The organism is Pseudomonas sp. Irchel 3E13, assembly GCF_900187455.1.
GTDB lineage: Bacteria > Pseudomonadota > Gammaproteobacteria > Pseudomonadales > Pseudomonadaceae > Aquipseudomonas.
The window spans coordinates 48,596-74,683 of sequence record NZ_FYDX01000003.1 but is presented as its reverse complement, the minus strand read 5'-3'; the positions used below and the strand labels follow the sequence as shown (position 1 = coordinate 74,683).

30 protein-coding genes are annotated in these 26,088 nt (G+C 64.4%); 14 read left to right on the top strand and 16 right to left on the bottom strand.

Going from position 1 to position 26,088, the window contains the following annotated elements; genetic code table 11:
• Nucleotides 1-174 precede the first annotated feature (174 nt).
• The 5 genes from CKW37_RS05170 to CKW37_RS05150 all read right to left on the bottom strand — a co-directional run bounded on the left by CKW37_RS05170 (nt 175) and on the right by CKW37_RS05150 (nt 4,216).
• Entirely contained in the window at nt 175-1,125 is a 951-nt protein-coding gene (locus CKW37_RS05170; protein WP_095154491.1) for a DUF4880 domain-containing protein, read from the bottom strand.
• A gap of 1 nt (nt 1,126) precedes the next feature.
• A complete protein-coding gene (locus tag CKW37_RS05165) occupies nt 1,127-1,633 on the bottom strand; it encodes a sigma-70 family RNA polymerase sigma factor (RefSeq protein WP_095154489.1) in 507 nt (168 codons plus the stop codon).
• A 116-nt stretch (nt 1,634-1,749) separates the two neighbouring features.
• Nucleotides 1,750-2,553 (bottom strand): phosphate/phosphite/phosphonate ABC transporter substrate-binding protein, encoded by an 804-nt coding sequence (locus CKW37_RS05160; protein ID WP_095154487.1) that lies wholly within the window; start codon nt 2,551-2,553, stop codon nt 1,750-1,752.
• Between the two features lie 14 nt (nt 2,554-2,567).
• Nucleotides 2,568-3,509 (bottom strand): fatty acid desaturase, encoded by a 942-nt coding sequence (locus CKW37_RS05155; RefSeq protein ID WP_095154485.1) that lies wholly within the window; start codon nt 3,507-3,509, stop codon nt 2,568-2,570.
• 236 nt (nt 3,510-3,745) lie between these two features.
• A complete protein-coding gene (locus CKW37_RS05150) occupies nt 3,746-4,216 on the bottom strand; it encodes a phosphate-starvation-inducible protein PsiE (RefSeq protein ID WP_095154483.1) in 471 nt (156 codons plus the stop codon).
• 242 nt (nt 4,217-4,458) lie between these two features.
• Here CKW37_RS05150 and CKW37_RS05145 point away from each other — a divergent pair, with 242 nt between their 5' ends.
• Complete coding sequence (locus CKW37_RS05145) at nt 4,459-4,719, top strand: YebG family protein (protein WP_095154481.1); 261 nt, start codon at nt 4,459-4,461, stop codon at nt 4,717-4,719.
• A gap of 3 nt (nt 4,720-4,722) precedes the next feature.
• Here CKW37_RS05145 and CKW37_RS05140 read toward each other — a convergent pair whose 3' ends face one another.
• Nucleotides 4,723-5,745 carry a Glu/Leu/Phe/Val dehydrogenase dimerization domain-containing protein gene (locus CKW37_RS05140; RefSeq protein ID WP_095154479.1) on the bottom strand — a complete coding sequence of 341 codons (1,023 nt, stop codon included), beginning with the start codon at nt 5,743-5,745 and terminating at the stop codon, nt 4,723-4,725.
• Nucleotides 5,746-5,859: 114 nt separating this feature from the next.
• On the opposite strand from CKW37_RS05140, the gene CKW37_RS05135 reads away from it, so the two are divergent.
• Nucleotides 5,860-6,666: a SirB1 family protein gene (locus CKW37_RS05135; RefSeq protein WP_095154477.1), complete on the top strand. Its 807-nt coding sequence runs from the start codon at nt 5,860-5,862 to the stop codon at nt 6,664-6,666.
• Nucleotides 6,667-6,705: 39 nt separating this feature from the next.
• On the opposite strand, the gene maiA is transcribed toward CKW37_RS05135, so the two are convergent.
• Genes maiA through hmgA form a run of 3 tightly spaced genes read right to left on the bottom strand, consistent with a single transcriptional unit; the run spans nt 6,706 to nt 9,950 of the window.
• Nucleotides 6,706-7,341, bottom strand: coding sequence for a maleylacetoacetate isomerase (maiA, locus tag CKW37_RS05130; RefSeq protein WP_095154474.1), 636 nt, complete (start codon nt 7,339-7,341; stop codon nt 6,706-6,708).
• Nucleotides 7,342-7,353: 12 nt separating this feature from the next.
• The gene (gene fahA / locus CKW37_RS05125) at nt 7,354-8,646 is read right to left on the bottom strand and encodes a fumarylacetoacetase (RefSeq protein WP_095154471.1); all 1,293 of its coding nucleotides are present in this window, start codon (nt 8,644-8,646) and stop codon (nt 7,354-7,356) included.
• Between the two features lie 2 nt (nt 8,647-8,648).
• Nucleotides 8,649-9,950, bottom strand: coding sequence for a homogentisate 1,2-dioxygenase (gene hmgA, locus CKW37_RS05120; protein ID WP_095154469.1), 1,302 nt, complete (start codon nt 9,948-9,950; stop codon nt 8,649-8,651).
• A gap of 212 nt (nt 9,951-10,162) precedes the next feature.
• Here hmgA and CKW37_RS05115 point away from each other — a divergent pair, with 212 nt between their 5' ends.
• The gene (locus CKW37_RS05115; RefSeq protein WP_095154466.1) at nt 10,163-10,945 is read left to right on the top strand and encodes an IclR family transcriptional regulator; all 783 of its coding nucleotides are present in this window, start codon (nt 10,163-10,165) and stop codon (nt 10,943-10,945) included.
• 296 nt (nt 10,946-11,241) lie between these two features.
• Here the strand turns inward: CKW37_RS05115 and CKW37_RS05110 are convergent, their stop codons facing one another.
• From CKW37_RS05110 to CKW37_RS05090, 5 genes are all read right to left on the bottom strand, one after another.
• Entirely contained in the window at nt 11,242-11,583 is a 342-nt protein-coding gene (locus tag CKW37_RS05110) for a hypothetical protein (RefSeq protein ID WP_095154464.1), read from the bottom strand.
• A 62-nt stretch (nt 11,584-11,645) separates the two neighbouring features.
• Nucleotides 11,646-12,560 carry an SDR family oxidoreductase gene (locus tag CKW37_RS05105; RefSeq protein ID WP_095154462.1) on the bottom strand — a complete coding sequence of 305 codons (915 nt, stop codon included), beginning with the start codon at nt 12,558-12,560 and terminating at the stop codon, nt 11,646-11,648.
• Between the two features lie 109 nt (nt 12,561-12,669).
• Nucleotides 12,670-13,575 (bottom strand): alpha/beta fold hydrolase, encoded by a 906-nt coding sequence (locus CKW37_RS05100; RefSeq protein ID WP_095154460.1) that lies wholly within the window; start codon nt 13,573-13,575, stop codon nt 12,670-12,672.
• A gap of 148 nt (nt 13,576-13,723) precedes the next feature.
• On the bottom strand, nt 13,724-14,410 hold the full coding sequence (locus CKW37_RS05095) for an LrgB family protein (RefSeq protein WP_095154458.1): 687 nt from the start codon (nt 14,408-14,410) through the stop codon (nt 13,724-13,726).
• A complete protein-coding gene (locus CKW37_RS05090; protein ID WP_095154456.1) occupies nt 14,400-14,786 on the bottom strand; it encodes a CidA/LrgA family protein in 387 nt (128 codons plus the stop codon). Before CKW37_RS05090 ends, CKW37_RS05095 begins: the two co-directional genes overlap by 11 nt.
• A gap of 95 nt (nt 14,787-14,881) precedes the next feature.
• Between CKW37_RS05090 and CKW37_RS05085 the strand changes: the two genes are divergently transcribed.
• On the top strand, nt 14,882-15,766 hold the full coding sequence (locus tag CKW37_RS05085; RefSeq protein ID WP_095154454.1) for a LysR family transcriptional regulator: 885 nt from the start codon (nt 14,882-14,884) through the stop codon (nt 15,764-15,766).
• Here CKW37_RS05085 and CKW37_RS05080 read toward each other — a convergent pair whose 3' ends face one another.
• On the bottom strand, nt 15,767-16,222 hold the full coding sequence (locus tag CKW37_RS05080) for a flavodoxin (protein ID WP_095154452.1): 456 nt from the start codon (nt 16,220-16,222) through the stop codon (nt 15,767-15,769).
• A gap of 122 nt (nt 16,223-16,344) precedes the next feature.
• Here CKW37_RS05080 and CKW37_RS05075 point away from each other — a divergent pair, with 122 nt between their 5' ends.
• Complete coding sequence (locus CKW37_RS05075) at nt 16,345-16,803, top strand: PAS domain-containing protein (protein ID WP_095154450.1); 459 nt, start codon at nt 16,345-16,347, stop codon at nt 16,801-16,803.
• A gap of 58 nt (nt 16,804-16,861) precedes the next feature.
• A complete protein-coding gene (locus CKW37_RS05070) occupies nt 16,862-17,470 on the top strand; it encodes a hypothetical protein (RefSeq protein ID WP_095154448.1) in 609 nt (202 codons plus the stop codon).
• 6 nt (nt 17,471-17,476) lie between these two features.
• On the opposite strand, the gene CKW37_RS05065 is transcribed toward CKW37_RS05070, so the two are convergent.
• Nucleotides 17,477-18,421 carry a MerR family transcriptional regulator gene (locus CKW37_RS05065; protein WP_095154446.1) on the bottom strand — a complete coding sequence of 315 codons (945 nt, stop codon included), beginning with the start codon at nt 18,419-18,421 and terminating at the stop codon, nt 17,477-17,479.
• 214 nt (nt 18,422-18,635) lie between these two features.
• On the opposite strand from CKW37_RS05065, the gene CKW37_RS05060 reads away from it, so the two are divergent.
• The 8 genes from CKW37_RS05060 to CKW37_RS05025 all read left to right on the top strand — a co-directional run bounded on the left by CKW37_RS05060 (nt 18,636) and on the right by CKW37_RS05025 (nt 26,048).
• On the top strand, nt 18,636-19,217 hold the full coding sequence (locus CKW37_RS05060; protein WP_095154445.1) for an antibiotic biosynthesis monooxygenase: 582 nt from the start codon (nt 18,636-18,638) through the stop codon (nt 19,215-19,217).
• A gap of 84 nt (nt 19,218-19,301) precedes the next feature.
• Entirely contained in the window at nt 19,302-19,994 is a 693-nt protein-coding gene (folM, locus tag CKW37_RS05055; RefSeq protein ID WP_095154443.1) for a dihydromonapterin reductase, read from the top strand.
• A gap of 14 nt (nt 19,995-20,008) precedes the next feature.
• The gene (locus tag CKW37_RS05050) at nt 20,009-20,305 is read left to right on the top strand and encodes a DUF1244 domain-containing protein (protein WP_095154441.1); all 297 of its coding nucleotides are present in this window, start codon (nt 20,009-20,011) and stop codon (nt 20,303-20,305) included.
• The gene (locus CKW37_RS05045) at nt 20,298-20,639 is read left to right on the top strand and encodes a HopJ type III effector protein (RefSeq protein ID WP_095154439.1); all 342 of its coding nucleotides are present in this window, start codon (nt 20,298-20,300) and stop codon (nt 20,637-20,639) included. The genes CKW37_RS05050 and CKW37_RS05045 overlap by 8 nt, the downstream gene beginning before the upstream one ends.
• A gap of 176 nt (nt 20,640-20,815) precedes the next feature.
• Entirely contained in the window at nt 20,816-21,946 is a 1,131-nt protein-coding gene (locus CKW37_RS05040) for a hypothetical protein (protein ID WP_095154437.1), read from the top strand.
• Between the two features lie 85 nt (nt 21,947-22,031).
• A complete protein-coding gene (locus tag CKW37_RS05035) occupies nt 22,032-22,562 on the top strand; it encodes a sigma-70 family RNA polymerase sigma factor (protein WP_095154435.1) in 531 nt (176 codons plus the stop codon).
• The gene (locus tag CKW37_RS05030) at nt 22,559-23,524 is read left to right on the top strand and encodes a FecR domain-containing protein (RefSeq protein WP_095154433.1); all 966 of its coding nucleotides are present in this window, start codon (nt 22,559-22,561) and stop codon (nt 23,522-23,524) included. Before CKW37_RS05035 ends, CKW37_RS05030 begins: the two co-directional genes overlap by 4 nt.
• Nucleotides 23,525-23,615: 91 nt before the next feature.
• Nucleotides 23,616-26,048, top strand: coding sequence for a TonB-dependent receptor (locus CKW37_RS05025; RefSeq protein WP_095154431.1), 2,433 nt, complete (start codon nt 23,616-23,618; stop codon nt 26,046-26,048).
• Nucleotides 26,049-26,088 lie beyond the last annotated feature (40 nt).

Sequence of the window (26,088 nt, the reverse complement as noted above, 5' to 3'; positions counted from 1 at the left end):
TGTGTTTGCTCTTGCGCACAACGATTCCCCCCACGGAATCAAACGACGCTGCTCCCTCGGCAGCGCTTACGGGAAAGGTGTGGCGCAGGCAGGGGAAATCTTGCAGATCGATTGGTTATGGGCTTAGAACCGGGTGCTTAAGATAGGTCGGCTAGCACATGGCAGCGACCACATTTATGCCGGAACCAGTGTCACCCAATAGTCACTGCGCCGAGTCACGCGAATCGGCAAGGTTCGGCTCAAGGCTTCCAGCACCACATCGCTCTGGTCGAGCCGATAAAGGCCGCTGACCCGCAGCCCGGCGATCGCCGGGTCGAGGCGCAGGACGCCATGACGGTAAGGCCGTAGCGCTTCGATCACGTCGCTGAGCGGGCTGTCGCGCACTTCCAGCAGGCCGTTGACCCAGGCGCTGTCGCCGTTGCGCACGGCCTGGACGACGCCGAAACGGTAGCGGTCGAAGCTGACTTCCTGCCCGGCCTGGAGCTGCAGGCGATCACCTCCGCGGGTGACGATCTGCACCGGCGCATCCAGCGCGCCAACCCGGCATTGCGCGCCGCGCTCGCGCACCAGCACCTGGGCCGCGCTGGCGAACAGGTCGCCGGCGTCGGTCTGGACGATGAACGGGCGGCGGTCGTTGACCACCCGCACCAGGCCCTCGCCGCCGCGCCACTTGAGCAGCCGGCGCTGCTCGTCGAAGCGCACGTCCGCCGCGCTTTGCGCGTTGAGCACCAGTTCGCTGCCGTCGTCCAGTTGCACGGTCTGGCGCTGGCCGATGCCGGTCGAGATGTCCGCGCTCAGGCTGTCCAGCGACGGCAGCCCGGAGCTGAGGGTCAGGCCGCCGCCGATCATCAACCCGGCGCCGAGCAACGCCCGTTGCAGCACCTTGCGTCGGCTCGACGGCGCATTCAGCGCGCGTTGCAGCACGTTGCCATCAACCCCTTGGGCGACCGGCACCTGGAACACCCCGAGGGTGCGTTCCAGGCGCAGGCAGAGTTCTTCGTGACGCGGGTCGCGGGCGCGCCAGGCCTGGAAGGCCAGGCGCTCCGCATCGCTGGCATGCCCCGAGCGCAGCAGCACGATCCAGCGGGTGGCCTGTTCGATCAGGTGGTCCTGTTCAGCGCTCATATCACTCCAGGCTGGCCTTGAGACAACGGTGGATGGCCTTGGCCATGTAGTCGCTCACCGAGCGTTGCGAGATGCCCAGTTGCGCGGCGATTTCCGGGTACGTCAGGCCGTTGACCTGGGACAGCAGGAAGGTCGCCTTGACCTTGGCCGGCAGGCCGTCGAGCAGGCTGTCGATGATCTGCAGCGCCTCAATCATTTGCGTCAGTTCTTCCGGCGAGGGCGCCTGCGCCTCGTCGTCGAAGTGCAGGGCCTCGAGGTAGGCACGCTCCAGGTCGCGGCGGCGCCAGAGCTGGTACATCAGGCGCTGGGCGATGGTGGTGAGCAGCGCCCGCGGCTGGCGGATCGGTTCCACACCCGGCGCGCTGAGCAACTGCACGAAGGTGTCGGCGGCGATATCTTCCGCGCCGCTTTCGCCCAGATGCCGGCGCAAACGCAGGCACAGCCACTGGTAATGACTGCGGAACAAGCCGCCCACGTAATCGCTGTGAGAGTTTTCGATACCGGACATGAAAGGCTCCAGAAGGAGGATTGCTTGAAATGTCCGGTGGTCCGGTGACGCCATGCTAGTGGGAGGTCTTATTCTTTAAAAATATTTAAAAAGCATTCTTATATTCGCTAATGGAATTACCCGTCTTCGGGGTGAATCCGCGCCAAGCCCCGCTTGGCGGCCTCGTCGCGGTAATCCAGCAGCACCTGGTAATCCGCCTCGCTGGCCGGCAGCACCTGGCGAATCGCGAGGGTTGCGGCCACGTCCGGCAAGTCCCGCAGCGCCTGGTTCAGCGCTTCGCGTATTTGCGCCGCGGTGTTCTGGTCGAGGTGCGCGGGACCGATGAACGGCAAGCTCGGGCTCGGCGCACTGATATCGAGAATGCGCAGCCCGGCGACTTCCTCGCTGTGGTCACGGGCGAGGTAACCCCAGGTCACGCTGTCGATGGCCGCCAGATCGCCGCGCCGCTCGCGCAAGGCGCGCAGGCTGTCGCGATGGCCGCCGGTGTAGCTGATGGCCGAAAAGAAGCGGCCCTCGCGTTGCAGTGGCGCGAGGCGATGGCGCAGCAGATTCATGCCGGAATTGGAGTCGGGGCTGTTGATCAGGCCGTGGCTGTCGAAAAACGCCGCCAGCTCGCGGCGCGGGTCGTCCACCCGGGCCACCAGCAGGCTGCAATGGTCGCCACCGCCGCTGTAGGGCAGTTCGTAGACGGGCCGGCCAATCACCCGCACCTTGCCGCGCAGCAGGGTCATCAACGGATAGCCGCAGGTCTGGGTGAAGAGCAAGTGCGGCGACAGCCACAGGCCCGGCAGGTCCAGCCCGCCCACGTCGAGGCGGCTGGCACCGAGCAGCGTCAGCGTGCGCTGCAACCACGCCTCGCTGGCGGCGCAAACCCGCGGCGGCGCCACGTACATCAACAATTCGGCAAAACCCTGGGACATGGGCGGACTCCGGCTCAGGCGTGGGGATGTTCGGGGCTGTCGATGGGGCGCAAGGCGTTGCGGCGAAACAGCTCGCCATAGCCGTGCACCAGGAAGCCGCCGCTGCGCGCCAGCCACTGCTCGCGGCGCCGACGGTAGACCTGCGGCAGGAAATACCACTGCAAGCCCGGAAGATCGTGATGCACCAAGTGCAGGTTCAGGTGCAGGAACAACCAGGTCCAGGGCCAGCCGGCCTCGTTGAGCACGGTGCGCTGCTCCGGTCGCTCGGCGGGACGGTGTTCATAAAACGAACGCACCATCGCCAGCGACAACGCCGGCACGCTGACGAAAAACACGTAGTGCGCCACCGACAGCGCGCTGTATTGGGCGATGAAGGTGAACATCAGCAGGGTGACGGCGCCGTGGGTCAGCCACATCAGCCACGCCTGCCGATCGCCCTTAGCCAGCCGGGCAAATTCTTCCCGCGCCAGGCCGAACAGCGCTTGCGGCGCACCACTGAGCACCCGCCCCGGCACGGTCTTGTCCAGCCAGCGCAAGGCCCGCGCCAGGCGCGGCGCGCGTTGCCAGTGCTGACGGCTGAGGTAGCGGCTTTCCGGGTCGCGGCCCGGCAAAGTGAGATCTTCATCGCGGTGGTGCAGCAGGTGGCTGTCGCGGTACAGGGTGTACGGATACCAGACCGCGAACGGCGCGTAGCCGATCAGTTTGTTAAGCCAGAGGAAACGCGTCGGATGACCGTGCAGCAGTTCATGTTGCAGCGACAGCCAGAGCACCAGCAGCGGCACCAGCAACACGGTCGTCGGCCACACGCCAAGGACCGGACTGCCCAGCAGCAACGCGAACCAGCCGGCATAGACGCCGACCAGCAACAGCCAGGTCGGCCACTCGCTGCGGCCGAGGAAACTGGCTTGCAGGCGCAGCACATCTTCGCGCTGGGCGTCGTCGAGGTAATGGGGCATTGCGGAGGTCCTGGATCATTGGCTGACCTCCGCTTGTGGAGTGAGGCGGAAAAATCTTGCAGATCGTTTGGTTATAAGCGACTTAGGCTCTGTATGAAAAGCCTTGAGACGAAGGTCAGGCAAGGCGAAAACAGCCGAGGAAGCGGAGTTTACGGGTTGTAAATGAGCATTCCGAGGCTGTTTTCAACGCAGCATCACCGAGTATCAAGGCTTTTCATACAGAGCCTAGAAAGCCATCAACGCCCTTCCTCGATCTCCTTGCCATTGGCATCGATCACCCGGCTCGACGGATAGCGCGACGAGGCATAGCGCACCACCAGGATCGAGAACGACAGCAGCAGGATCCCGCCGCACAGGTACAGCAGCCCGACATCCGGCGCCTTGTGGTGGGAAACGTCGCCGATCAGCAAGCGGGTCAGCGCGGTGATCGCCACATACAGCAGGAAGCGGATCGGCATGTGGTTGGTCTTGAAGTAGATCCCCACCATCGCGCCCAGCTCGAGGTAGATGAACAGCAGGAGGATATCGTCGACGCTGACCCCGCCCTTGCCGAGCATGTCGATGAAAGTCATTACCGCGGCCCAGGCGGTGATGCCGCCGATGCCGAACAGGGCCAGGTAGTGGAACGACTCGACGCACAGATTGCCCAGCGAGTCGGCGGCGCCATGCAGGCCCTTGCGCAGTTTGTCAGCCCATTTGATGTTCACGATGCGGATTCCTTGGTACGACTTCGACGGAGGATGCGACAAGCACATGACGCTTTGCCTGCATGCAGTAAAAAGGCCAGGGGCCCCGTTTGAGAAGGCGACCAATTGCCGCAAGACACGCCTGTTCCGCATCAACTGCAAAATCTGAGCTATAAAAATGCCACTATCCAGCATTGCTGGATTACTGTATAAAAACCCAGTATTCGCAATCTTCAATTATCGAAAGGCATGTGAGGTGATGAATGGCCGTCGAAGTGGTGTACCGCAGCAGCCGCGACCTGGAGCGCTTGTTCATGGATAAAGCCGAAGCAGATCGTCACGACAAGATGCTGGAACTGGCCGAGCTGTTGGCCGACGTGTTGAAAAAAGCCGTGCCGTCGCTGAGCGAGCAGCAGGTCGAGGAAGCCGGTATCTACATGGCGAAAAACCGCGATGTGTTCGCCAAGGCGTTCAAGAGCCAGCCGGACGCCCTGTCCGAACTGCTCGACGCGCCAGCGGAATAAGCCTCAGCCGCCGTACACCAGGCGTTCGGCCAGTTGCTCGGCGACCCGCGCCGGCGAGCGTTTTTCCGCCTGGGCGTGGGCGAACACCTCGGTCAGCCGGGTGGGAATCCGCGACAGGTGCGCGGTGATGGCGACGGGGTCATGGCCTTGGTGAGTCAGGGCCACGTAGATCAGTCCGCCGGAATTGATGACGTAGTCCGGGGCATAGAGAATGCCGCGGTTTTCCAGTTGGTCGGCCACCTGCAGGCTGGTCAACTGGTTGTTCGCCGAGCCCGCCACCGCCGCGCAGCGCAGTTGCATCACGCTCTGTGCGGTCAGCACCGAACCCAGCCCGCACGGCGCGAAGATATCGCAGGGCGTGCCGACCAGCGCTTCAGGCGCCACTGGCTGCGCATTGAACTGCTCCATCGCCAGTTGCACCCGTCCCCGATCGTGGTCGCTGACCAGCAATTCCGCCCCCGCCGCATGCAGTTGTTCGGCCAGCGCATAGCCGACATTGCCCAAGCCCTGAACCGCCACCCGCAAACCTTCCAGGTTGTCGCTGCCCAGCCGCGCCATCGACGTGGCGCGAATGCCGGCGAACACGCCCATGGCGGAATGCGGGGAGGGATCGCCGGCGCGGGTGGTGCTGGTGACGTGGCGGGTGGTCTGGGCGATGCAGTCCATGTCCAGGGTCGAGGTGCCGCTGTCGGTCGCGGTGATGTAGCGGCCTTCCAGCGATTCGATGAAACGCCCGAACGCCTCGAACAGTGCCGCGCGGTTTTCCACATGGGGATTGCGGATGATCACCGCTTTACCGCCGCCCAGCGATAAGCCGGCCAGCGCCGCCTTGTAGGTCATGCCCTGGGCCAGACGAATGGCGTCGGTCATGGCGCTGTCGTCATCCGGGTAGGCCAGGTAGCGACAACCGCCCAGCGCGGGGCCCAGCCGCTCGTTGTGGATCGCGATCACCGCCTTGAGGCCGGTGGTCTGGTCGATACACAGGTGCAATGACTGGGTGCGCGTGCTTTGCATGAGAGCGAACATCTGCGGGCCCTCGTTAAGTGCTGAAACAAGTATAGGCGGCGCCCCGAAGCCTGCCGGGGCACTGGACGAAACGGTGTGCGAGGGCTAAAACAGAAGCTCTCAGCGGAGACCACCATGAACCCACGCCAAGCCTGCCTGGACTGTCTGGAACGCACTCCCCCGGCCTTGTTCGAGGCCGGGCTGTGGATTGCCGCCGAGCATGACGACCAGGTGCAGCCGGCAGAGGTGATGAAAGCGCTGCAGACGCTGCAGCACGAAGTCAGCAACAGCCTGCCGATGCTACCGCTGGCAGAGCTGGCCCAGCCCCTGCTGCGCAAGCTCTGCGCACTGGGTTTCCAGGAAGACGAATATCACCCGCTGCGGCCCCAGGCCGGAATGCTCGATCAATTGCTGCTGCGCCGTCGGGGCCAGCCGCTGACGCTGGCGCTGTTGAGCCTGGAGTTGGCGCGCGGGCTGTCGATTCCGCTGGAAGGGGTGAATTTTCCGGGGCATTTTCTGTTGCGCGTGCCTGGGGCGGATCATCTGCTTGATCCGTGCGGCGGGCGGCGATTGTACCCGGCCGATTGCCGCGAGTTGCTTGGACGCCAGTTCGGTCCGCAGGTGCCGTTGAGTGCGGAACATCTGCAGGTCGCCAGTGCGCGGCAGATGCTTCAGCGCCTGTCGCGTAATTTGCGACAGTTGCATGCGACCCATGACAACGATCTGGCGGCGTTGAAGGATGCCGAACGGGTGCTGGATCTGGGGCCGCCGCTGGCCAGTGATTACCTGGCGCGGGCGACGCTTTATCAGCATCTGGATTGCCCCCATGCCGAGCGCTTCGACCTGGAGCATGCGTTGTTGCTGACGGATGATCCGATCCAGCGGTTGCGGCTGACGGAGCGGTTGGCGCAGTTGCCGCCGGGGAAGAGGTCAGTTCATTAGGGTCTCATCGCTGGCAAGCCTGCGATGAGGCCCTTGTATTCACCCCGCCGCCGGCGTATCCGGCTGCCGCGAAGGATGCGCAATCACGAACGCCGGATGCTCCTCCGCCAACTCCACCACCCGCAAGATCCGCGGATAGCCGCCCAGATCGATATTGAAGCGCTTGGCCGCATACACCTGCGGAATCAGGTACACATCCGCCAATCCCGGCTCATCACCGAAGCAAAAGCCGCTGTCGCCAATCAACTGCTCCACCGCCGCCAGGCCCTGGCCGATCCAGTGGGCAATCCACTGGTTCACCGCCGCCTCGTCCTGCCCCAACTGACGCAACTGGTTCAGCACGCTGACGTTGTGCAACGGATGGATATCGCAGCCGATCAACGCCGCCACGCCCCGGGCCCGGGCGCGTTGCACCGGGTCCTGCGGCAGTAGCGCGGGCTGTGGATAAACCTCTTCCAGGTACTCGATGATCGCTGGCGACTGCACCAGCACTTCACCGGAATCGGCTTTCAGTGCCGGCACCCGGCCCTGGGGGTTGAGCGCGAGGAAGTGTTCTTCGCGCTGTTCACCCTTGAGCAGGTTGACCGGCAGCGACTGGAACTCCAGTTGCTTGAGCGCCAGCGCGATGCGTACCCGATACGACGAGGTGGAACGGTAGTAGGTGAAGAGTTCCATGCCCCTGCCCTCTCAGTGCGCCGCGACAACTTTGCCGCGGCATTCGCCGAAGCCGATGCTGGCCACGCCGTCGCGCTTGGCGCGGGCGCGCAGGATGATTTCGTCGCCGTCTTCGAGGAACTTGCGCACTTCGCCGCTCGCCAGTTCCACCGGCAGTTTGCCGCCCTCGGTGATCTCCAGCAGGCTGCCGAACTGGCCAGGCTTGGCGCCAGACAAGGTGCCGGAGCCGAACAGGTCGCCCGGCTGCAACTGGCAACCGTTGACGCTGTGGTGCGCAACCATCTGCGCCACGGTCCAGTACATGCTCAGGGTGTTGCTCAGGGTCAGGCGATGGGCGGGCAGGTTCTGCTCGCGCATGCGCTCGGTGAGCAGCAGCACTTCCAGTTCAATATCGAAAGCGCCACCAGCCTGATCGCGCTTGTCCAGCAGGTACGACAGCGGCTGCGGATCGCCTTCCGGACGCGCCTGCTGGGCGCAACGGAACGGCTCCAGCGCCTCGGCGGTAACGACCCAGGGAGAAACGGTTGAAATGAAGCTCTTGGACAGGAACGGACCCAGCGGCTGGTATTCCCACGCCTGGATATCCCGCGCCGACCAGTCGTTGAGCAGGCAGAAACCGGCGATGTGCTCGGCGGCCTCGGCCACCGGGATGGCGTCGCCCAGGTCATTGCCCTGGCCGATCCAGATGCCGATTTCCAGCTCGTAGTCCAGGCGCGCGCACGGGCCGAAGCTCGGCTCGGTCTGGCCGGCCGGCAGGGTCTGGCCCTTCGGACGGCGTACGTCGGTGCCGGACGGACGGATGGTCGAGGCGCGGCCGTGGTAGCCGATCGGCACGTATTTGTAATTGGGCAGCAGCGGGTTGTCGGGACGGAACAGCTTGCCGACGTTCTTGGCGTGCTCGATGCCGACGTAGAAGTCGGTGTAGTCGCCAATCCGCGCCGGCAGGTGCAGTTCGCACTCGCTGGCCGGGTACAGCGCGGCCTTCAGCGCAGCCTGGTGCGGGCTGTCTTGCGCCAGCAGTTCCAGCAGGCGCTGGCGCAGGGCGACACGGGCGCCGCGACCCAGGGCGAAGAAGGCGTTGAGCGCGCCGCCGCGAGTGGCTTCGACAGCCGCGCGGGCTTCGCCGTCGAACAGGCCGGCAGCCAGCACGGCGTCCAGGTCGAGAATGGCATCACCGATGGCGACGCCCGAACGGCGCTCCCCACCGGCGCGGCTGAAGATCCCCAGCGGCAGGTTCTGCAGCGGGAAGTCGCTATGCCCGTTGGCGTGCTCGACCCAACTGCGGGCAATGGCGGTCTGATTCATGCTTATCTCCGGTTCGGGGTGAAGGTGCTCGGCAGCGTGGCCCAGCAACTATCGTAGTCGTTCTGCAACTGCGGGCAGTCCAGCGCATGGCGGCTCGGACGCAGCACCTGGCTGGTCTCGAACATGAAGGCCATGGTGTTATCGATCTTGTTCGGCGCCAGGTCCACGGCAATCGCCTTGGCGCAGGTTTCGGCGTCCGGGCCATGGGCGCTCATGCAAGCGTGCAGCGAGGCACCGCCGGGCAGGAAGCCTTCGGCCTTGGCGTCGTACTCGCCCTGGATCAGGCCCATGAACTCGTTCATCAGGTTGCGGTGGAACCATGGTGGACGGAAGGTCTTCTCGGCGACCATCCAGCGCGGCGGGAAGATCACGAAGTCGAGGTTGGCCATGCCCGGCACGCTGGTCGGCGAGGTGAGCACGGTGAAGATCGACGGATCGGGATGGTCGTAGCTGACGGTGCCGATGGTGTTGAACAGGCGCAGGTCGTATTTGTACGGCACGTTGTTGCCGTGCCAGGCGACCACATCCAGCGGCGAGTGCTGCAACTCGCAGCCCCACAGTTCGCCGAGGAATTTCTGCACCAGTTGCACCGGGCCGGTCTGCTCCTCGTAGTGCGCCACCGGGGCGAGGAAGTCGCGCGGGTTGGCCAGGCCGTTGCTGCCGATCGGGCCGAGGTCCGGGATGCGCAGCGGCGCGCCGTGGTTTTCGGCGATGTAGCCGCGGGCTTCACCGTCCAGCAGCTCGACACGGAATTTCATCCCGCGCGGGATCACCGCGATTTCCAGCGGCCCCACTTCCAGCCGGCCCAATTCGGTGAACAGGCCCAGGCGACCCTGTTGCGGCACCAACAGCAATTCACCGTCGGCATTGAAGAACACCCGTTCCATGGAGCGATTGGCGCGGTAGCAATGAATGCTGATGCCGGCTGGTTTTTCCGCCGCCGAGTTGGCCGCCATGGTGACCCAGCCGTCGATGAAATCGGTGGGCTCGGCCGGCATCTCCAGCGGGCTCCAGCGCAGGCGGTTGGGCGTGATCGCACCCAGCGAACCGCCAGCCAGTTGCCGCTCCAGACGCACGAACGCCGGGTGCAGAGCCGAAGGACGGATGCGGTACAGCCAGGTGCGGCGCTGTTCGTGGCGGGTCATGGTGAACGCGGTGCCTGACAGCAACTCGGCGTACAACCCGTAAGGCGCTTTCTGTGGGGAGTTCTGGCCAACCGGCAGGGCGCCGGGCAGTGCCTCGCTGGCGAATTCGTTGCCGAAGCCGCTCTGGTAAGCGAGGGCGGAAGTGGAATCGAGGTTCATCGAGCCTCCAGGCCGTGTCCGGGCCGGTTGTGGCAGGTTGACCACCCCGGCCTGCCGTAGGCAGCGATGGCGGCGCTTCTGCGTTATTGTTATTCGTAATTTGATTACGCATAACGTAATTTGATTGCCTGGGGGCGTCAAGTTATAAAGACCGCCGTCCTTCTTCGGGGCCCAACATCTCCGAATTCCTGCCCCGCACAGTGAACACACCCATGCCCAAAGCCACGCCCCCCGCCGACAACGGCAAACAGAAGGTTCGCTCGGCGGAAGTCGGCACCGACATCCTCAAGGCCCTCGCGCAGTTGTCCCCGGCCACCTCGCTGTCGCGTCTGGCCGAACACGTGCAGATGCCGGCGAGCAAGGTCCATCGCTATCTCCAGGCGCTGATCGCCAGCGGGTTCGCCGAGCAGGACCAGGCCACCAACCACTACGGCCTGGGCCGTGAAGCGCTGCGGGTCGGCCTGGCGGCATTGGGCGGAATGGAGGTGTTGAAGGTCGCGGCGATGCCGCTGTCGCAACTGCGCGACGAACTGAATGAAAGCTGCTTCATCGCCGTGTGGGGCAATCAGGGCGCGACGGTGGTGAATATCGAGCCGGCGGTGCGCGCGGTGACGGTGGTCACGCAGATCGGGTCGGTGCTGCCGCTGCTCAGCTCGTCCACCGGGCTGGTGTTCGGCGCCTACCTGCCGGAGCGGGAAACCATCGAGTTGCGTGACGAGGAACTGTCGCAAGCCGGCCACAGCGCTGCGGAGTACGACGAGCTGTTCGCCCGCATCCGCGAACGCGGCCTGCACCATGTGCACGGTTTGCTGATGCCGGGGGTGGATGCGCTGTCGGCGCCGGTGTTCAACGCGATGGGCAAGATTGCTGCGGTGATCACCGTGGTTGGCCCGACCTCGATCTTCCATGCCGACGAACAAGGCCCGGCCGCCGAGACGCTGCTGGCGACGGCGAAGGCGATCAGTTGGCGAATGGGCTATGAAGAAGCGCAGTGACCCGCTTTGGTGCACTGTTGCGAGCAGCGCAACGGTGAATGTCAGAAAGCGCTATTTTTCCGCAGGTTGGAGCTGACTATCCTTTGTCCTGTCTTGGCGATCCGGTGTTCGCCAAGGCGCGAAGTTGACGCTTCGGCCCCCTTAATGGTCGGTTAATACTCTCCCCCTAGAGTGCTCCTCGATTGTTGTTCCGAAGCGTCACCCTTCAGTTTCACCGACGTTGATTTTGAAGCTCCTTGATCTGCGTCTTACTTGGCCGCTGCGTTTGCAGCGGCCTTTTTTATGGCGTCGCCAAATCAGTCGTCACAATGAAACCGGTGCAACAACCGGTGCGCCACCGGCGCCAGAATCAGGCCGATGCTGGCGACAAACACCAGGCCCACGTACAACCCGTACACAGCGAAAAACACCTTGCCGCCCGGCGTCTCCGGCAAGTCCACCGGCCCCATGCCACCCAGCAGCAAGGTGGCGTTGAACGCCGCGTCGTACCACTTCACGCCTTCTTCGAAATACAGATGCCCGGTCACCCCGATCAGGATCGAGCCCACCACCAGCAAACCCGCGCCCAGCGCATGCAGCAGCAGGCGGCTGCGAAATTGATCGGCCGAGATGACGGCGTCATTTTTTGATTCATACATCGTTCGCACTCCTGTCGCGATCACGGCCTTCCAGCATAGATCACGACGGGAAACGGGCCGCTTCAGCGACCGGCGAACGCCTGCAGATTGGCCATCATCTGTTGCAGCGCTTCCAGGCTGTCCTTCGGATGCACGGCGCCTTCAAAGTCGCCAATGCGACCCCAATTGGCCGCGACGTCTTCGACGCTGAAACCCTGCTGCGGATCGAAACCGGCGCCCAGGCTGCGCTCCCAACGCACCTGGCCAATCCAGCCGCCGCCGACTTCATAGAGGTTGCCGCTGTCCTGGCACTGCTCGCTGCCCAGGTACACCACCAATGGGCTGATCAGCTCGGGCTTGAGCTGTTCGAACACCTGCGGCGGGATCAGCCCTTCGGTCATGCGCGTGCCGCCCGTGGGGGCGATGGCGTTGACCAGCACGCCGTTCTTGCGCCCTTCCAGCGCCAGGGTGCGGGTCAGGCCGTACAGGCCGAGCTTGGCCATGCCGTAGTTGGCCTGGCCGAAGTTGCCGTAGATGCCCGAGGTCGACGAGGTGAAGATCACCCGCCCCCAGTTCTGCTCGCGCAAATGCGGCCAGGCGGCGCGAGTGACTTTGTAGGCGCCCTCGACGTGGACCTTGTAGACCAGGTCCCAATCGGCGTCGTCCATTTTGTGGAAGGTCTTGTCCCGCAGGATGCCGGCGTTGTTCACCACCACGTCGATGCGGCCGAAACTGTCCAGGGCCTGTTCGACGATGCGCTGGCCGTCGGTGACCGAGTCGTGGTTGGCCACCGCGGTGCCGCCGGCTTCGCGGATCTGCGCCACCACGCGGTCCGCCGCCGAGGCATTGGCGCCCTCGCCGTGGGTCGAGCCGCCCAGGTCGTTGACTACCACTTTCGCCCCGTGGCGAGCGAACAGCAGGGCGTGGGCGCGGCCGAGGCCGCCGCCGGCTCCCGTGACGATCACCACTTTGTCTTCCAGGCGCACCGAATCGGTCATGGCACAACTCCAACTGAACAGGGAACGGAACGCGCAGTGTCGACCAGCGCCCGACCCGGAACAATCAACCGGGCGGACGCTGAATGGCGGGCAATAAGTGACGACGGGGTCAGGACCAGGCGACTTTCTGCAGGCTGCTGGTCAAGGGTTGCTGGCGAAAATCCAGGTAGTGCCGCAGCACCTGCGCCGGTGCTTCGGTATGCGGGTAGTGACCGATGCCCGGAAGGGTCACGGTGTCGGGCAGCGGCACCAGTTCACGGTAGCGCTCGAGCATGTGCGCACCGCACACAGGGTCCACCGCGCCGCTGATGAAGCGCAACGGCATCCGCGCCTGTTGCAGCGCGCCCACCCATCGCTCTCGATAGGTCAGGCGCTCGGGCACGTAGGCCGACAATCGGTGCAGGATGCGATTGCCGCAGTTCGAGGTGATCAGGCTCCAGCAATCGTCCAGCGCGCTTTCACTGGGCTGAGTGCAGGGGCCATAGATCTGGCTGACGCTGTGCACCAGATCATCGCGATTGAAGGTCCGCGCCACCAGCCAGCCGAGGTGGCTGAGCAGCAAGCGCTGGGCCAGCAGCGAGCGATGACGTTCGGGAAACAAGCCGGCGTTGAGAAAGGCGCACGTGGCGACTTCGGCCACGCCTTCATGGTGTCGGGCCAACAGTTCCTGGGCGACGCTGCCGCCGTAGTCGTGGGCAAGGATGTGCACGGGTTCATGCACCTGCAGGTGTGCCAGCAACGCCTGTTGCAGATCAGCCTGCTCCAGCAGGCTGTAGCGGTGTCGCGGCGGTTTGGCCGAATCGCCGAAGCCGAGCATGTCGCAGGCGATCAGGCGAAAACGCTGGGCCAGTGGCTGCCAGAGGTAATGCCAGTCCCAACTGGCGGTGGGAAATCCGTGAATGAGTAGCAGTGGCTCTCCCTGCCCTGCCGTCCAGTAGCGAATGCTCTGGCTGCGGAACGTGAATCCCAGGCTCCGTGTACGCCAGACGCACAGAGGTATCTCTGCCAATGGCATTAGCGGGATCTCGGTTAGAGGGTTGTGATGAGTGTCGGGCACGCGGCACATGTTCTGTGCTCTGTTGGACAGCATAGTCACGCCTGCCCGAATCGAAAGTTGCCTTCGCAGCCAGCTTGATGACCCTGCGAGTCAGCCGCGCCAAATGTCAGAGCAGCGCCGACAACAGTGGCGCGGCAAACAGGTTGAGCAAACCGGTCAGGACCATCACCAGCCCCGCCACGGAACCCTCTTCGCCGCCCACCTCATGGGCCCGGCTGACGCCCGCGCCGTGGGCGCCGACGCCGAACAACGCGCCGCGGGCCAGTGGCGTGCGCAGCGGCAGCCAGCGCAACAGCACGCCGCCGAACAATGCGCCGAGCACGCCGGTGAACATCACGAACACCGCGGTCAGTTCCGGTACGCCGCCCAGTTCCTGGGCCAGCGGCATGGCGAACGGCGTGGTGATCGAACGCGGCAGCAGCGACAGGCTCACCGCGCTGTCCAGCGACAGCAGCCGCGCCAGCGCCCAGGAACTGGCGATCGACGCCGCGCTGCCCATCAACATGCCCAGGCCCAACGCCGGCCAGTGCCGCGCGAGCAGGCGTCGCTGCTGCCAGATCGGTACGGCGAAGGCCACGGTCACCGGGCCGAGCACCGCCATCAGCCAGTGGGTGTCGCGGGAATATTCGGCGTAGGCGGTGTGCAGCGGCACAGCAATGGCCAGCAACACGGCGGGCACCAGAATCAGCGGCGACAGCAGATAACGCCCGGTGCGCCGGTACAGCCAGCGGCTGCCGAGGTAGGTCGCCAGCGTCAGCGCCAGCCAGAACAGCGGCATCGGTTCAAGGCTCATGGCGCAGGCTCCGGCGGCAAACCCATTCCACAGTGAAGGCGGTCACCAGCATCACCAGCAACGTGCTGACGGCGATCACCAGCAGAATCCGCCAGCCGTCGCTGCGCAGCAGCGTGCCGTAGTCCAGCAGGCTCATCAGCGCCGGGATGAAGAACAGCAGCATTTCCGCCATCAATACCGCAGCGCCCCGCTGCAAGGCGGCAGGCTTGAGCCAGCCGCTGGCGAACAGCGCCAGCAGCAGCGCCAGGCCGATAACGCCACCCGGAATCGGCCACCCCAGCCAGCCCGCCAGTTGCCCGCCGAGCAGGTAAAGCGCCAGCAGCACGCCCAGCTCGGCTAGCAGGCGCGCAAGGAATTTCAGGTTCACGAGTTTCATCGAAGGGTCCTCAGGGGAGCCCATTGTAAAATTTGCTCATACATGCAAAAAGCGAATTGTTAGACTTAGCAGCATTCCAAAACGGAATCCAGACCATGGACTTCAAGCAACTGCGCAGCTTCATCGAAGTGGTGCACCGCGGCGGTTTCACCCAAGCCGCGCAGACCCTGCACATCAGCCAGTCCGCCGTGAGCAAGCAGGTGGCGCAACTGGAGCAGGATCTTGGCGTGGTGCTGCTGGAACGGCACGCGTCGCGCCTGCACCTGACCGCCGCTGGCAAGGTCGTGCTGGAGCGCGGCGAAGACATGCTGCACCTGCGCCAGGCCCTGCAGAACGAACTGGACGACCTCAGCCAACTGGCCCGCGGCGAGTTGCGCCTGGGCCTGCCGCTGCTGGGAAGTGATGCGCTGTTCGCCGGACTGTTCGCCGAGTACCGTCGGCGTTATCCGAATATCACCGTGCACCTGCTCGAAGGCGGCAGCCGCTCCATCGAACAGTCGGTGCTCAGTGGCGAACTGGAACTGGGCGGCAGCCTCACGCCGCAGGACCCGGCCTTCGACCATCAACCGTTCTGCAACGAACCGCTGGACGCGCTGCTACCGCTGGACCATCCGTTGGCCGGCAATGGCAGTGTGCAGTTGGCGGAGTTGGCGCAGACGCCGTTCCTGCTGTATCAGCGCAGCTTCGTGCTGAATGACCGGCTGCTCAGTGCCTGTCAGGCAGTGGGCTTCACGCCGAAGGAAGGTGGCCGCAGCGGTCAGGCGGACTTTCTTGCCGCGCTGGTGGCCGCCGGCCAAGGCGTGGTGTTGCTGCCGCGCGTGGTGGCGCGGGCGCTGGAGCGGCCCGGCGTGGTTCGCCTGAGCCTGACCGAACCCCGCGACCTGCGCTGGGACATCGCCTTCATCTGGCGCCGCGGCGCCTACCTGTCGGCGGCGGCGCGGGCCTGGTTGCAACTGTTGCGGGAAACTCCGCCGGGCTGATCAGCCGCGCAGCTTGCCGATGAACTCGGCCAGCCACGGCTCGGCATCGGTTTCCGGGGTCACGGTTTCGCTGGCGTCCAGGCGCAGCATCGGCTGGACTTCCTCGACGCCCAGTTCGGCGAACAGCTCGCGCAGTTGTTCGCCACCGCCACAGAACGTATCGCCGTAGCTGGAATCGCCCAGCGCCACTACCGCACCCGGCCGACCACGCCACGCGGCCGGCAGGCTGTCACGGATTTCGCTGAACAGCGGCACCAGGCCGTCAGGCAATTCGCCCATGCCGGTGGTGGAAGTCACGGCAAGAAATGCCTCGGGGGCGAACGCCTGCACGTCGGCGAGGGTCGCACGGGCGGCGTGCCAAGCGTCGAAACCCGCGGCCTTGAGCAGTGACTGGGCATGACGGGCGACTTCTTCGGCGGTGCCATACACCGACCCGGACAGGATGACGACTTTCATAGCGGATTCCGTAGCTGAGCAAAAGCGTAGGATACTAACACCCGTCGCTGGCAAAAGGCCTTATCCGCCGGCCGCCAATGCACTAGAATTGCCCACTCCAGTTGCCTACGCACCGGTTACCCATGATCAACGCCACCTTGCTGCAACGCATGATCGATGCCTCCAACGACGGCATCGTGGTCGCCGAACAGGAAGGCGACGACACCATCCTGATCTACGTGAACCCGGCGTTCGAGCGCCTGACGGGTTACGACGCCAATGAGATCCTCTACAGCGACTGTCGCTTCCTCCAAGGAGACGACCGCGACCAGCCCGCTCGCGAGCGGATTCGCCAGGCGCTGCAGAGCGGCCAGCCGTGCCGGGAAGTGCTGCGCAACTACCGCAAGGACGGCAGCGCCTTCTGGAACGAGCTGTCGATCACGCCGGTGTTCAACGAAGCCGACCAGCTCACCTATTTCATCGGTATTCAAAAAGACGTCAGCCGCCCAGTGCACGCCGAGCAGCGCGTGGCGGAACTGGAACGCGAGTTGGCCGAGGCTCGGGAACGCATCCTGCGCCTGGAAAACGACCAGCGGTCCTAAACCAAGGCACGGATTTGCTGTCCACTTATCACCCGGAAAATTCGCGGCATTCCCTATCATGCAAGCCGATGCCCTTCTGACTCAGGATGAGCTGGACTTTATCCAGAGCGTTCACCGCTCGCCCCAGCTCAACCGCGTCGACCCCAACTCCAGCCTGCGCCTCAATGGCCGCAGCGAAGTCCAGGCGTTGCTCACCCGACTGGTGGCCAATGAGCAGGTGACCGTGCAGGCGCAGTTCGAGAACCAGCAGATGAGTTTTCCGCTGGTGCTGGTGGAAGATGAATTCCATGCCCTGCACCTGCAAGTCGGCGCCCCGAGCATCTATGAAGAAGGCGAAGTGGTCCGGCCCTGGCGCCTGACGCTGGACACGCCGGTGATGCTCGAAGACGAACTGGGCCTGAGCAGCGGCCTGAAAGTCCGGGAAATTTCCTTCAAGGGTGCGCTGGTGGAAGTACCGGCCGGCAAGAAATCGCCAAAAACCTTCAACCTCTGGTTCAGCCCCGACGGCATCGCGCCCATCGCCCTGCGCGGCACCTTGCAACGGCTGACCGCCGAAGGACTGGCGGCCTACAAGTTGAGCCAGCACCCGCCGGAAGAAATCGAGCGGCTGCGCCAGTACATCCTCCAGCAGCACCGCCTCGCCCACCCGGAACTGCATTCTTCCTGAGCGGCGTCAGGTATCCAGATGGCCGTCCAACGCTTGTTGCAGACGCCGCCGCATCAAACGTCCCTCGCCCCCCAGGCAGATAATCTGCGAACCGACCAGGCTGTCCTGCGCCAGCTCCGACCCTTCGCCGGCAAACAACAGCGGGCAATCCAGCGCCAGTGCCAGGCGCGCCAGACGCTTGGGCAGATCGGCGGCGGGTGAATGGTTGGAGAACAGCACCAGCGCATCCGGCGCCATGCGCTCGCAGACCAGGCTGAGTTCTTCCAGCGGCTGGCCCGGCGCCAGGACCGACACGGCAATCTCGCTGCTGCCCAGCAACAAGGCACACACCAGCAGTTCCAGCTCCCGGCATTGCTCGGGCAGCGCCGTCAGTACCACGCGGACCTCCTGTTGCTCCCGCGCCAGTTGCAGGCGCTGCCAGGCCCGGGCGCGCAGGAAGGTGTCGAGAAACAGCCACTCGCTGGTGCGGCCAAAGCCGTCATGGGCGATCCGCAATTCCTGCCAGACCGGCATCAGGATGTCCTGGAACACCACGCTTAGCGGATAGCTGGCAAAGACCTGCCCGTAGACCCGCTCCAGCCGGACTTCATCGAACGCCCGCACGGCCTGGCCCAGCAGCGCCTGCCATTTTTCGTGGTCGTCGACGGACGGCGGATCGGCCACTTCGCTGGGCCGCACATCGCCGCCGCGGTTGCGGGCGAGAATCTTGCCCACCTTGCTCACCGCCACGCCGCGCTCGATCCAGCCAAGGATATGGCGGACCTCGTCGATATCGGCGCGGGAATACAAGCGGTGCCCACTTTCGGTGCGCGTCGGCTGGATCAGCCCATAACGGCGCTCCCAGGCACGCAGGGTGACCGGGTTGATGCCGGTCAGGCGCGAGACTTCACGGATGGGAAACAACTCTTCGTGTTGCAGCCCACGGTCCGTGAGTGAGGTCGGGTCGATCATCGCCGGAGCGCCGCCTGCTGTAGGAAATGTCCGGCATTCTACCCCTTCACATGCTCTTCGGGCCAAAGGCCATCTGTGCACTCCGTCACGCCAACACTGACGAGTCACGTAATTTACGGAATAATCCTTGCTTGTTTTCGGATGCAGCCCAACACCCCGGGTTGCGTTCCATGGTCGCGGCTACCCGCTGCGGGCATTCGTCAGGAGATACACGATGTCTACCCCTCCCGTTACCCTGATGGTCGCGCGGCGCGTCGCCGAAGGCCGTTACCAGGACATGATCGCCTGGCTGCACGAAGGCGAGCAGCTCGCCACCGACTTTCCCGGCTACCTCGGTTCCGGGGTTCTCGCACCGCCGCCCCATGGCGACGAATTCCAGATCATCTTCCGCTTCGTCGACGAAAAGACCCTCCACGCCTGGGAATTTTCCGCCTCGCGCAGCGCCTGGCTGGCCCGCGGCAACGGCCTGTTCCAGCAACCCACCGAACAACGCGTCAGCGGCATCGAAGGCTGGTTCGGCAACAGCACCGCGCAGCGCCCGCCGCGCTGGAAGCAGGCGGTGGCAATCTGGCTGGCGTTCTTTCCGGTGTCGCTGGCGTTCAACCTGCTGTTCGGTCACTGGCTGGCGGAACTGAGCCTGCTACCGCGCATCCTGCTCAGCACCCTTGGGCTGACGCCGCTGATGGTCTATTTCTTCATTCCGCTATCGACCCGCTGCCTCGCCAACTGGCTCAATGCCCCGGCCAAGAGCCCACGGCCAGCGGCGCCTGAGCCCGGTTCGCTGGAAAGCCGCTGAGGACCCCGGGGGCGGTCAATGGCGGCGAGTTCGGGTATGCTGGCACCTGACCCTGCGAACCTGAAAAGTTGATCGTTCCCGCTTATGAACAGCCCAATCCTAGTTACCGGTGGCAGCCAGCGAGTCGGGCTGGCGCTGGCCACGCAACTGGCGCAGGCCGGCCACACGGTCGTCAGCGCCAGCCGCAGCAAGAACCCGACCGCGGCGCATCCGAATATCATCCAGTTCCAGGCCGACCTGTGCAGCGAACGGGACCGCGAAGCCCTCATTGAGCACCTGCGCACCCACTACGACGGCCTGCGCGGCATCATCCACAACGCTTCGCTGTGGCTCGACGATGACCTGAACAACCTCAACACCATGTTCAAGCTGCACGTCGAGGCGCCGTACCACCTGAACCTGGCGCTGGGCGAGCAACTGCTCAAGCTGGAAAAATCCGACATCATCCACATCTGCGACGAAACGTCGTCCCGCGGCAGCAAGAGCCATATCGGCTATGCCGCGACCAAGGCCGCGCTGCAGAATATGGTGCTGTCGTTCGCAGAAAAGTACGCCCCCAGCGTGCGGGTCAACGCCATCCTGCCGGGGCTGTTGATCCTCAAGGAAGGCGGCGACGAGCACTACCGCCAGCAGACCCTGAAAAAGGCCCTGCTGGAATTCGAGCCCGGTGCCCAGCCGTTGATCGACGCAGTGTTGTTCCTGCTCGAAAGCCAGTACAGCACCGGCAGCAGCGTGGTCATCAACGGTGGCCGTCATCTGAAAAACCGTATCGCCTGATAACGAGAACGCCCATGAGCCCGCAAGAACAACTCGAACTCGAAGCCGCGGCATTTCGTCGCCTCGTCGAACACCTGCGCAACCGCACCGATGTGCAGAACATCGACCTGATGAACCTGTCCGGCTTCTGCCGCAACTGCCTGTCCAAGTGGTACAAGGCCGCCGCGGACGAACGCCAGATCGAGGTCAGCCTGGATGACGCCCGCGAGGTGGTCTACGGCATGCCTTACGACCAGTGGAAAAGCCAATACCAGAAAGAAGCCAGCGCCGAGCAGCAAGCCGCGTTCGCCAAAGGAAAACCGCATGACTGACCTGAACACCCTGCGTACCCGCCTCAACAGTGGCGAGCACGCCTTCGCCGACACCCTGGCGTTCATCGCCGAGCACTATGACTACGAACAGCGCGCCTTCAACAACGGCGGCGTGGAAAGCGCGGCCGGACAAAACGAAGGTTCCTGCAAGACCCTCGGCCTGGCCCTGCTGGAAGGCCTGAGCGATCAGGAAGCGCTGCTGGCGTTCGGCGAGCATTACCGCTCGGTGCTGGCCACCCCTGAAGGCAGCGACCACGGCAACATCCGCGCCCTCATCGCCCACGGCCTGGCCGGGGTGAAGTTCGACGGTGAGCCGCTCAAGCGCAAGGCTTGAGCCGTCCAGAGCAGGCCCGCCTTCGATGGCGGGTCTGCTCCACCGAAACCCTCCTTCCGCGCACGTCCATCAACCCCCTCCCCTGCAACAAAAAGATCGACTATTGTTCAGCGCTCGCGTAGTTGCCATTAGAGTGACATCGCACCCACACAGCGCGGTTCAAGGAGCAGTCGAGCATGTTTGATCAACTGGAGCTGGCCGAGCACGCGCAAGCCAGGTGGGCACTCGGGGCGGTCGAGAATGTCTGCGGCCTGGCCGCACGCAGGCTGGTCGCGCAACGCCTGAGCCGGGCGACCCTGGCGCAGAAAAACACCCTGACCCAGGTGCTGACCGACTCCGCGTCGGACCTGAAGCGGGCTTACCTGATCATGGATGTGCTGGCCCGGCCAGATTACGTTCGCAGCCTGTGGCCGCACATGAACCTCTCCGAACGGGACGTGCGCAACAAGCTGCGTAACCTGTGCCCCGACTTCAACAACGCCGAAGTCAGTGGCTGGGGTTATCGCTGCACCTACAACCCGCTGGTCCCCCACGGCGAAACGTTCCCCATGCTGGTGCACGGCTTCGGCGCCCAGAAAGAAGTGGCCAGCGATGACGCCGGCTGGGCCGACTATGTGATAGGCGAAGGCTCGGCGCCCAACCGGGTGATCGCCAAGCCGGTGCTGCGCTCGCTGTCCAACCCGGCGACGATTTCCAGCCTGGTGCTCAGTTGCAGCCTGCTGTCCAGCACCAAGTGCTCCACGGCCTCGCCGCTGGGCTGGATCATCAATGCGCCGGTGTGGAACATCTTCGGCTTCGCCCCTCGCGACATCCAGTTTCCCAACGACAACGCCCGCACCATGAATGGCATCGACCAGGCCCGGGGCATCGCCAAAGGCCAGAACAACATGGCCTTGAAACACGCCTTGCACAGCTACCCGAACCTGGCCCAGGTAATCACCCAGACCCAGGGCACCGGTGGCGAGTCGCACTACAACGAGATCGTGGTGCTGGGCACCTCCCGGCTGTTCAGCACCGCCACGACGGTGACCGGCATCTTCATCAAAGTCTGCGTTCACCAGGGGCATCAGTACCTGGTCGATGCGATCGATCCGGAGCTGTACGACGTTCCGGGGCTTGGCGACGTCATGGGGTTCTATTCCGACGACCGGGTCATCAACGCCATTACCCACTGCGCGCGAACCTACAACCTGCCGATCGTGCCGGTCGTCGATGACAAGCTGCAGGGCCTGCGTACCGGCCACCGCTTCGACGTGGTGTTCAACGGGCTGACTGTCCGCAACAACTGGAACTGCGCGTTGGCGTGAGGGGCGCCGAAAAAACTGTCTGTTTGCAAATGTGAGCGCCGCCATTACACTTGCGACCGATTCCCATTAACAACTGGAAACATCCATGGACAGGCAGGTGGTCGAGGCTTCGCCCGAGTCAGGCGTGCAGATGCAGATCCGCGACCTCTATGCCGATCATCACGGCTGGCTGCAAGGCTGGCTGCGTCGACGCCTCGCCGACCGGGAACATGCCGCCGATATTGCCCAGGACACGTTCCTTCGCCTGCTGGCCACCCGCCGCCTGCCTGGCTTCGGCCAGGGCCGTCAGTACCTGCTGCAGATCGCCCGCAATCTGGTGATCGATCAATGGCGCCGCCAGCGCATCGAGCAGGCCTATCTCGACACCCTCGCCCACGCCGAGGAGGCCATGGAACCCTCGCCTGAAACCCGCGCCCTGATCATGGAAACCCTGATGCGCATCGACCGCATGCTCGACGCCATGCCGGCCAAGGTGCGCGAGGCATTCCTGCTGTCGCAGTTCGAGGGCCTGGGCTATGCCCAGATCGCCGAGCGCCTGAACGTCAGCCTGAGCGCGGTGCAGAAGTACATGACCCGGGCGATCCAGTCCTGCTACGCGGTGATGTACAGCGAATGACCCGACACGCCGACGCCCCCATCGCGGAACCTGTGGTCGAGCAGGCCAGTCACTGGCTGATGCTGCACTGGCAAGGCTCGCTGGACAGCCAGCAGCAAGCGGCGTTTGACGCCTGGCTGGCGGACGACGCCGAGCATCGCCGGGCCTGGTCACGGCTGGGCCGCTTGCAGCAGGAACTGACCCAGGTTCCTGCCGCGACGAGCCTGAATGTACTGCGCCAGCAACCGGCGCTGCGCCGTCGCCACACCCTGAAATTGCTCACCGCCCTGCTGCTGATTGGCGGCAGCGGCGCCCTCGCGCACCGCGCGTTGCCCTGGCGCGAGGCCATGGCCGATCTGCGCAGCGGCGTCGGCGAAACGCTGCAGCGCACCCTCGCCGACGGCAGCCAGTTGCAGCTCAACACCGACACCGCCGTGGATATCCGTTTCAACGACCGCGAGCGGCGCATCCGTCTGTTGCGCGGCGAGGTGCTGCTGAACAGCGGCCATGACCCGGCCTTCGCCCATACGGCCCTGATCGTTGAAACCGAGGCCGGTGATGTGCAGGCGCTGGGCACGCGTTTCTCGGTGCACACCCAGGCCGGGAGCAGCAGCGTGCAGTTGTACGAAGGCGCTCTGGAGATCCGTTTGCGAGAAGGCTCGCCGGTTCAGCTCAAGGCCGGCCAGTCGCTGTGGTTCACCTCGAAACGCAACGGCCCGCCGGGCAAGGCCGACCTCAATGCCATCGCCTGGAGCGAAGGCCGGCTGGTGGCCGAGCAAATGTCGCTGGGGCGCTTTATCGCGGAACTGTCGCGCTACCGTCCGGGAGTGCTGCGGTGCGATCCGGCGGTGGCGAATTATCCGTTGTCGGGGGTGTTTCCGTTGGCGGACACCGACCGGATTCTCCAGGCGCTGGAACAGACATTGCCGGTGCGGGTCCAGCGCATGACCCGCTATTGGGTCAGCGTGCTGCCACGGGACTGAAAAAAATCTGCCGCCGGCCTTGTCGGTTTCGCCGGCTCGTTCGGGATACCTCTTGAATCCCCCGAAGCGCTCTCAAGAAGGAAGTCCCGCAATGCCGCTGTTGCCCCTCCCGCCTCGACTCACTCCCGCCCTGCTGATCAGCGGTGCGCTCGCTGCCGCGCTGCTTCCTTGCCACGCCGTGCTGGCCGCCAGCGCCAGCCAGCAAGCGGTGCGCGAATACGCCATCGCCCCCGGAACGCTGGACCAGGCACTGAACCAGTTCGCCCGCGAAGCCGGCATCCTGCTGTCGGTGGACGCCACCCTCACCGCCGGCAAACAAAGCCGCGGCCTGCGCGGCAACTACGGCGTGATCGACGGCCTCGGCCAACTGCTGAGCGGCAGCGGGCTCGGCCTGGTCAACCGCGACGGCAACTACTCGCTGGAGGCGGTGCCGAGCAACGCCAACGCCCTCGAACTGGGCGCCACCTCGGTGGTCGGCGCCGGCCTCGGCGCAACCACCGAAGGCACTGGCTCGTACACCACCGGCTCGACCAGCACCGCGACCAAACTGCCCCTGACCCTGCGGGAAACGCCGCAGTCCGTCAGCGTGATGACGCGCCAGCGCATCGAGGACCAGAAGCTCGATCGCCTCACCGATGTGCTCGAGCAAACACCGGGAATCAACGTCTCGTACAGCGGCATGGACCGCTTCGACGTGTTCTCCCGCGGCAGTGTCATCGAGAACTACCAGATCGACGGCATCACCACCCAGAGCGACAGCCAGACCCGCACCATCCCGCAGACCGCGATGGACATGGTGCTCTACGACCGCGTCGAAGTGCTGCGCGGCGCCAGCGGCCTGATGACCGGCTCGGGCGCGCCGGGCGGGCTGATCAACATGGTGCGCAAACGCCCGACCCGCGAGTTCCAGGCTTATCTGCAGGCCGGCGCGGGCTCGTGGGACCTGTACCGCACCGAAGGCGATATCTCCGGGCCGTTGACCGAAAGCGGTAATGTTCGCGGACGCCTGGTCGGCGCTCGGCAACAGCAGAACAGCTTCATGGATGCCTACGGCAACAGCCGCGACATTCTCTATGGCGTGGTGGAATTCGACCTCGGCGAAGACACGGTGCTGCGCACCGGCATCGACTACGCGAAGACCGAAGCCGACGGCGCTGCCGGCGTTCCGCTGGTGTACAGCAACGGCCAGCCCACGCACTTCTCGCGCTCCACCAGCGTGGGTGCACGCTGGGCCAAGGACGAGATCGAGACGTACAACTACCTGGTTGCCCTGGATCACAACTTCGCCAACGGTTGGAGCCTGAACCTCTCGGCCAACTACATGGATGTCGACCGCACCGACCTGATCGGCAATTACCTGTTCAAAGGCGTCGGCGTCCTGCCGTCGTTGAACCAGCAGACCGGCAACGCCCGTGCCGACCGGGGCCTGGCCAAGGCCGAGCAGACCCAGAAAGGCCTGAACGTCACCCTGCAAGGGCCGTGGAGCCTGTTCGGCCAGACCCATGACTTCGTCGCCGGCTACAACTACACCAGCTACGACAACACCCATAACGTCTGGAGCGACGGCATCGCCAACCTGTTCAACTTCAACACCTGGGACAACTACCTGCCCAAAGGCACCACCTTCACCCCCAGCTTCGTGATGAAGACCCGCTACCAGCAGGAAGGCATGTTTGCCGCCAACCGCTTCAAGCTCGGCGATGACCTGAGCCTGATCGTCGGCGGGCGCGTCTCGGACTTCCGTTACGACTACGACCTGACGTACTTCAGCAACCTGGCGCCGAACACTTCGCGGCGCCGCGAGAACGGCGTGTTCACGCCCTATGCCGGGCTCGTCTACGACCTCACGCCCGAGCAGTCGGTGTACGTCAGCTACACCGACATTTTCCAGCCGCAGAGCAACCAGGACCGCAACGGCGCGGTGCTCGACCCGGTCACCGGGCAGAACTACGAAACCGGCTGGAAAGGCGCGTTCTTCAATGGGGCGCTGAACGCCAGCGTGGCGCTGTACCAGATCGAACGGGACAACATGGCGGAACTGGACGCTGGCTACACCGTGCCCGGCACCACCACCACGGCATCCCGCGCGGTGAAAGGCGCCACCACCAAAGGCTATGACCTGGAAGTGAGCGGCGAACTGCTACCGGGCTGGAACCTCAGCACCAGCTACACCCACTCCGAAACCAAGGATGCTGACGGCGACCGGGCCCTGACCACCGTTCCGCTCGACATGCTCAAGCTGTGGAGCACCTACAACCTGCAAGGGGACTGGAATCGCCTGACGGTCGGCGGTGGCGTGAACTGGTACGGCCCGACGCACGTCGAGTTCGGTGATTATCAGGTGACCCAGGGTGATTACGCCGTGGTGAACGCCATGGCCCGCTACAAGGTCAGCGAACACCTGTCGGGCTCGTTGAACCTGAACAACCTGTTCGACAAAACCTATATGACCAGCCTCTACGGAGCACAAGGGCTGTACGGCAATCCGCGGAATTTCGCGGTGAGTGCGCGCTACGACTTCTGATCGGCAGCGCCTCCATTTGAGCCCGCGGACCTGACGGAAC

What these genes read in the sequence shown, in the direction of transcription:
- CKW37_RS05135 (WP_095154477.1), top strand. Translation starts at nt 5,860, where the DNA reads ATGAACCCACGCCAAGCCTGCCTGGACTGTCTGGAACGCACTCCCCCG.
- CKW37_RS05060 (WP_095154445.1), top strand. Translation starts at nt 18,636, where the DNA reads ATGTCTACCCCTCCCGTTACCCTGATGGTCGCGCGGCGCGTCGCCGAA.
- CKW37_RS05155 (WP_095154485.1), bottom strand. Translation starts at nt 3,509, where the DNA reads ATGCCCCATTACCTCGACGACGCCCAGCGCGAAGATGTGCTGCGCCTG.
- CKW37_RS05070 (WP_095154448.1), top strand. Translation starts at nt 16,862, where the DNA reads ATGCAAGCCGATGCCCTTCTGACTCAGGATGAGCTGGACTTTATCCAG.
- maiA (WP_095154474.1), bottom strand. Translation starts at nt 7,341, where the DNA reads ATGGAACTCTTCACCTACTACCGTTCCACCTCGTCGTATCGGGTACGC.
- CKW37_RS05035 (WP_095154435.1), top strand. Translation starts at nt 22,032, where the DNA reads ATGGACAGGCAGGTGGTCGAGGCTTCGCCCGAGTCAGGCGTGCAGATG.
- CKW37_RS05145 (WP_095154481.1), top strand. Translation starts at nt 4,459, where the DNA reads ATGGCCGTCGAAGTGGTGTACCGCAGCAGCCGCGACCTGGAGCGCTTG.
- CKW37_RS05080 (WP_095154452.1), bottom strand. Translation starts at nt 16,222, where the DNA reads ATGAAAGTCGTCATCCTGTCCGGGTCGGTGTATGGCACCGCCGAAGAA.
- CKW37_RS05105 (WP_095154462.1), bottom strand. Translation starts at nt 12,560, where the DNA reads ATGACCGATTCGGTGCGCCTGGAAGACAAAGTGGTGATCGTCACGGGA.
- CKW37_RS05115 (WP_095154466.1), top strand. Translation starts at nt 10,163, where the DNA reads ATGCCCAAAGCCACGCCCCCCGCCGACAACGGCAAACAGAAGGTTCGC.
- CKW37_RS05025 (WP_095154431.1), top strand. Translation starts at nt 23,616, where the DNA reads ATGCCGCTGTTGCCCCTCCCGCCTCGACTCACTCCCGCCCTGCTGATC.
- CKW37_RS05110 (WP_095154464.1), bottom strand. Translation starts at nt 11,583, where the DNA reads ATGTATGAATCAAAAAATGACGCCGTCATCTCGGCCGATCAATTTCGC.
- CKW37_RS05170 (WP_095154491.1), bottom strand. Translation starts at nt 1,125, where the DNA reads ATGAGCGCTGAACAGGACCACCTGATCGAACAGGCCACCCGCTGGATC.
- CKW37_RS05090 (WP_095154456.1), bottom strand. Translation starts at nt 14,786, where the DNA reads ATGAAACTCGTGAACCTGAAATTCCTTGCGCGCCTGCTAGCCGAGCTG.
- CKW37_RS05040 (WP_095154437.1), top strand. Translation starts at nt 20,816, where the DNA reads ATGTTTGATCAACTGGAGCTGGCCGAGCACGCGCAAGCCAGGTGGGCA.
- CKW37_RS05100 (WP_095154460.1), bottom strand. Translation starts at nt 13,575, where the DNA reads ATGCCATTGGCAGAGATACCTCTGTGCGTCTGGCGTACACGGAGCCTG.
- hmgA (WP_095154469.1), bottom strand. Translation starts at nt 9,950, where the DNA reads ATGAACCTCGATTCCACTTCCGCCCTCGCTTACCAGAGCGGCTTCGGC.
- CKW37_RS05045 (WP_095154439.1), top strand. Translation starts at nt 20,298, where the DNA reads ATGACTGACCTGAACACCCTGCGTACCCGCCTCAACAGTGGCGAGCAC.
- CKW37_RS05065 (WP_095154446.1), bottom strand. Translation starts at nt 18,421, where the DNA reads ATGATCGACCCGACCTCACTCACGGACCGTGGGCTGCAACACGAAGAG.
- CKW37_RS05050 (WP_095154441.1), top strand. Translation starts at nt 20,009, where the DNA reads ATGAGCCCGCAAGAACAACTCGAACTCGAAGCCGCGGCATTTCGTCGC.
- CKW37_RS05085 (WP_095154454.1), top strand. Translation starts at nt 14,882, where the DNA reads ATGGACTTCAAGCAACTGCGCAGCTTCATCGAAGTGGTGCACCGCGGC.
- CKW37_RS05075 (WP_095154450.1), top strand. Translation starts at nt 16,345, where the DNA reads ATGATCAACGCCACCTTGCTGCAACGCATGATCGATGCCTCCAACGAC.
- CKW37_RS05165 (WP_095154489.1), bottom strand. Translation starts at nt 1,633, where the DNA reads ATGTCCGGTATCGAAAACTCTCACAGCGATTACGTGGGCGGCTTGTTC.
- folM (WP_095154443.1), top strand. Translation starts at nt 19,302, where the DNA reads ATGAACAGCCCAATCCTAGTTACCGGTGGCAGCCAGCGAGTCGGGCTG.
- CKW37_RS05095 (WP_095154458.1), bottom strand. Translation starts at nt 14,410, where the DNA reads ATGAGCCTTGAACCGATGCCGCTGTTCTGGCTGGCGCTGACGCTGGCG.
- CKW37_RS05140 (WP_095154479.1), bottom strand. Translation starts at nt 5,745, where the DNA reads ATGTTCGCTCTCATGCAAAGCACGCGCACCCAGTCATTGCACCTGTGT.
- CKW37_RS05160 (WP_095154487.1), bottom strand. Translation starts at nt 2,553, where the DNA reads ATGTCCCAGGGTTTTGCCGAATTGTTGATGTACGTGGCGCCGCCGCGG.
- CKW37_RS05030 (WP_095154433.1), top strand. Translation starts at nt 22,559, where the DNA reads ATGACCCGACACGCCGACGCCCCCATCGCGGAACCTGTGGTCGAGCAG.
- fahA (WP_095154471.1), bottom strand. Translation starts at nt 8,646, where the DNA reads ATGAATCAGACCGCCATTGCCCGCAGTTGGGTCGAGCACGCCAACGGG.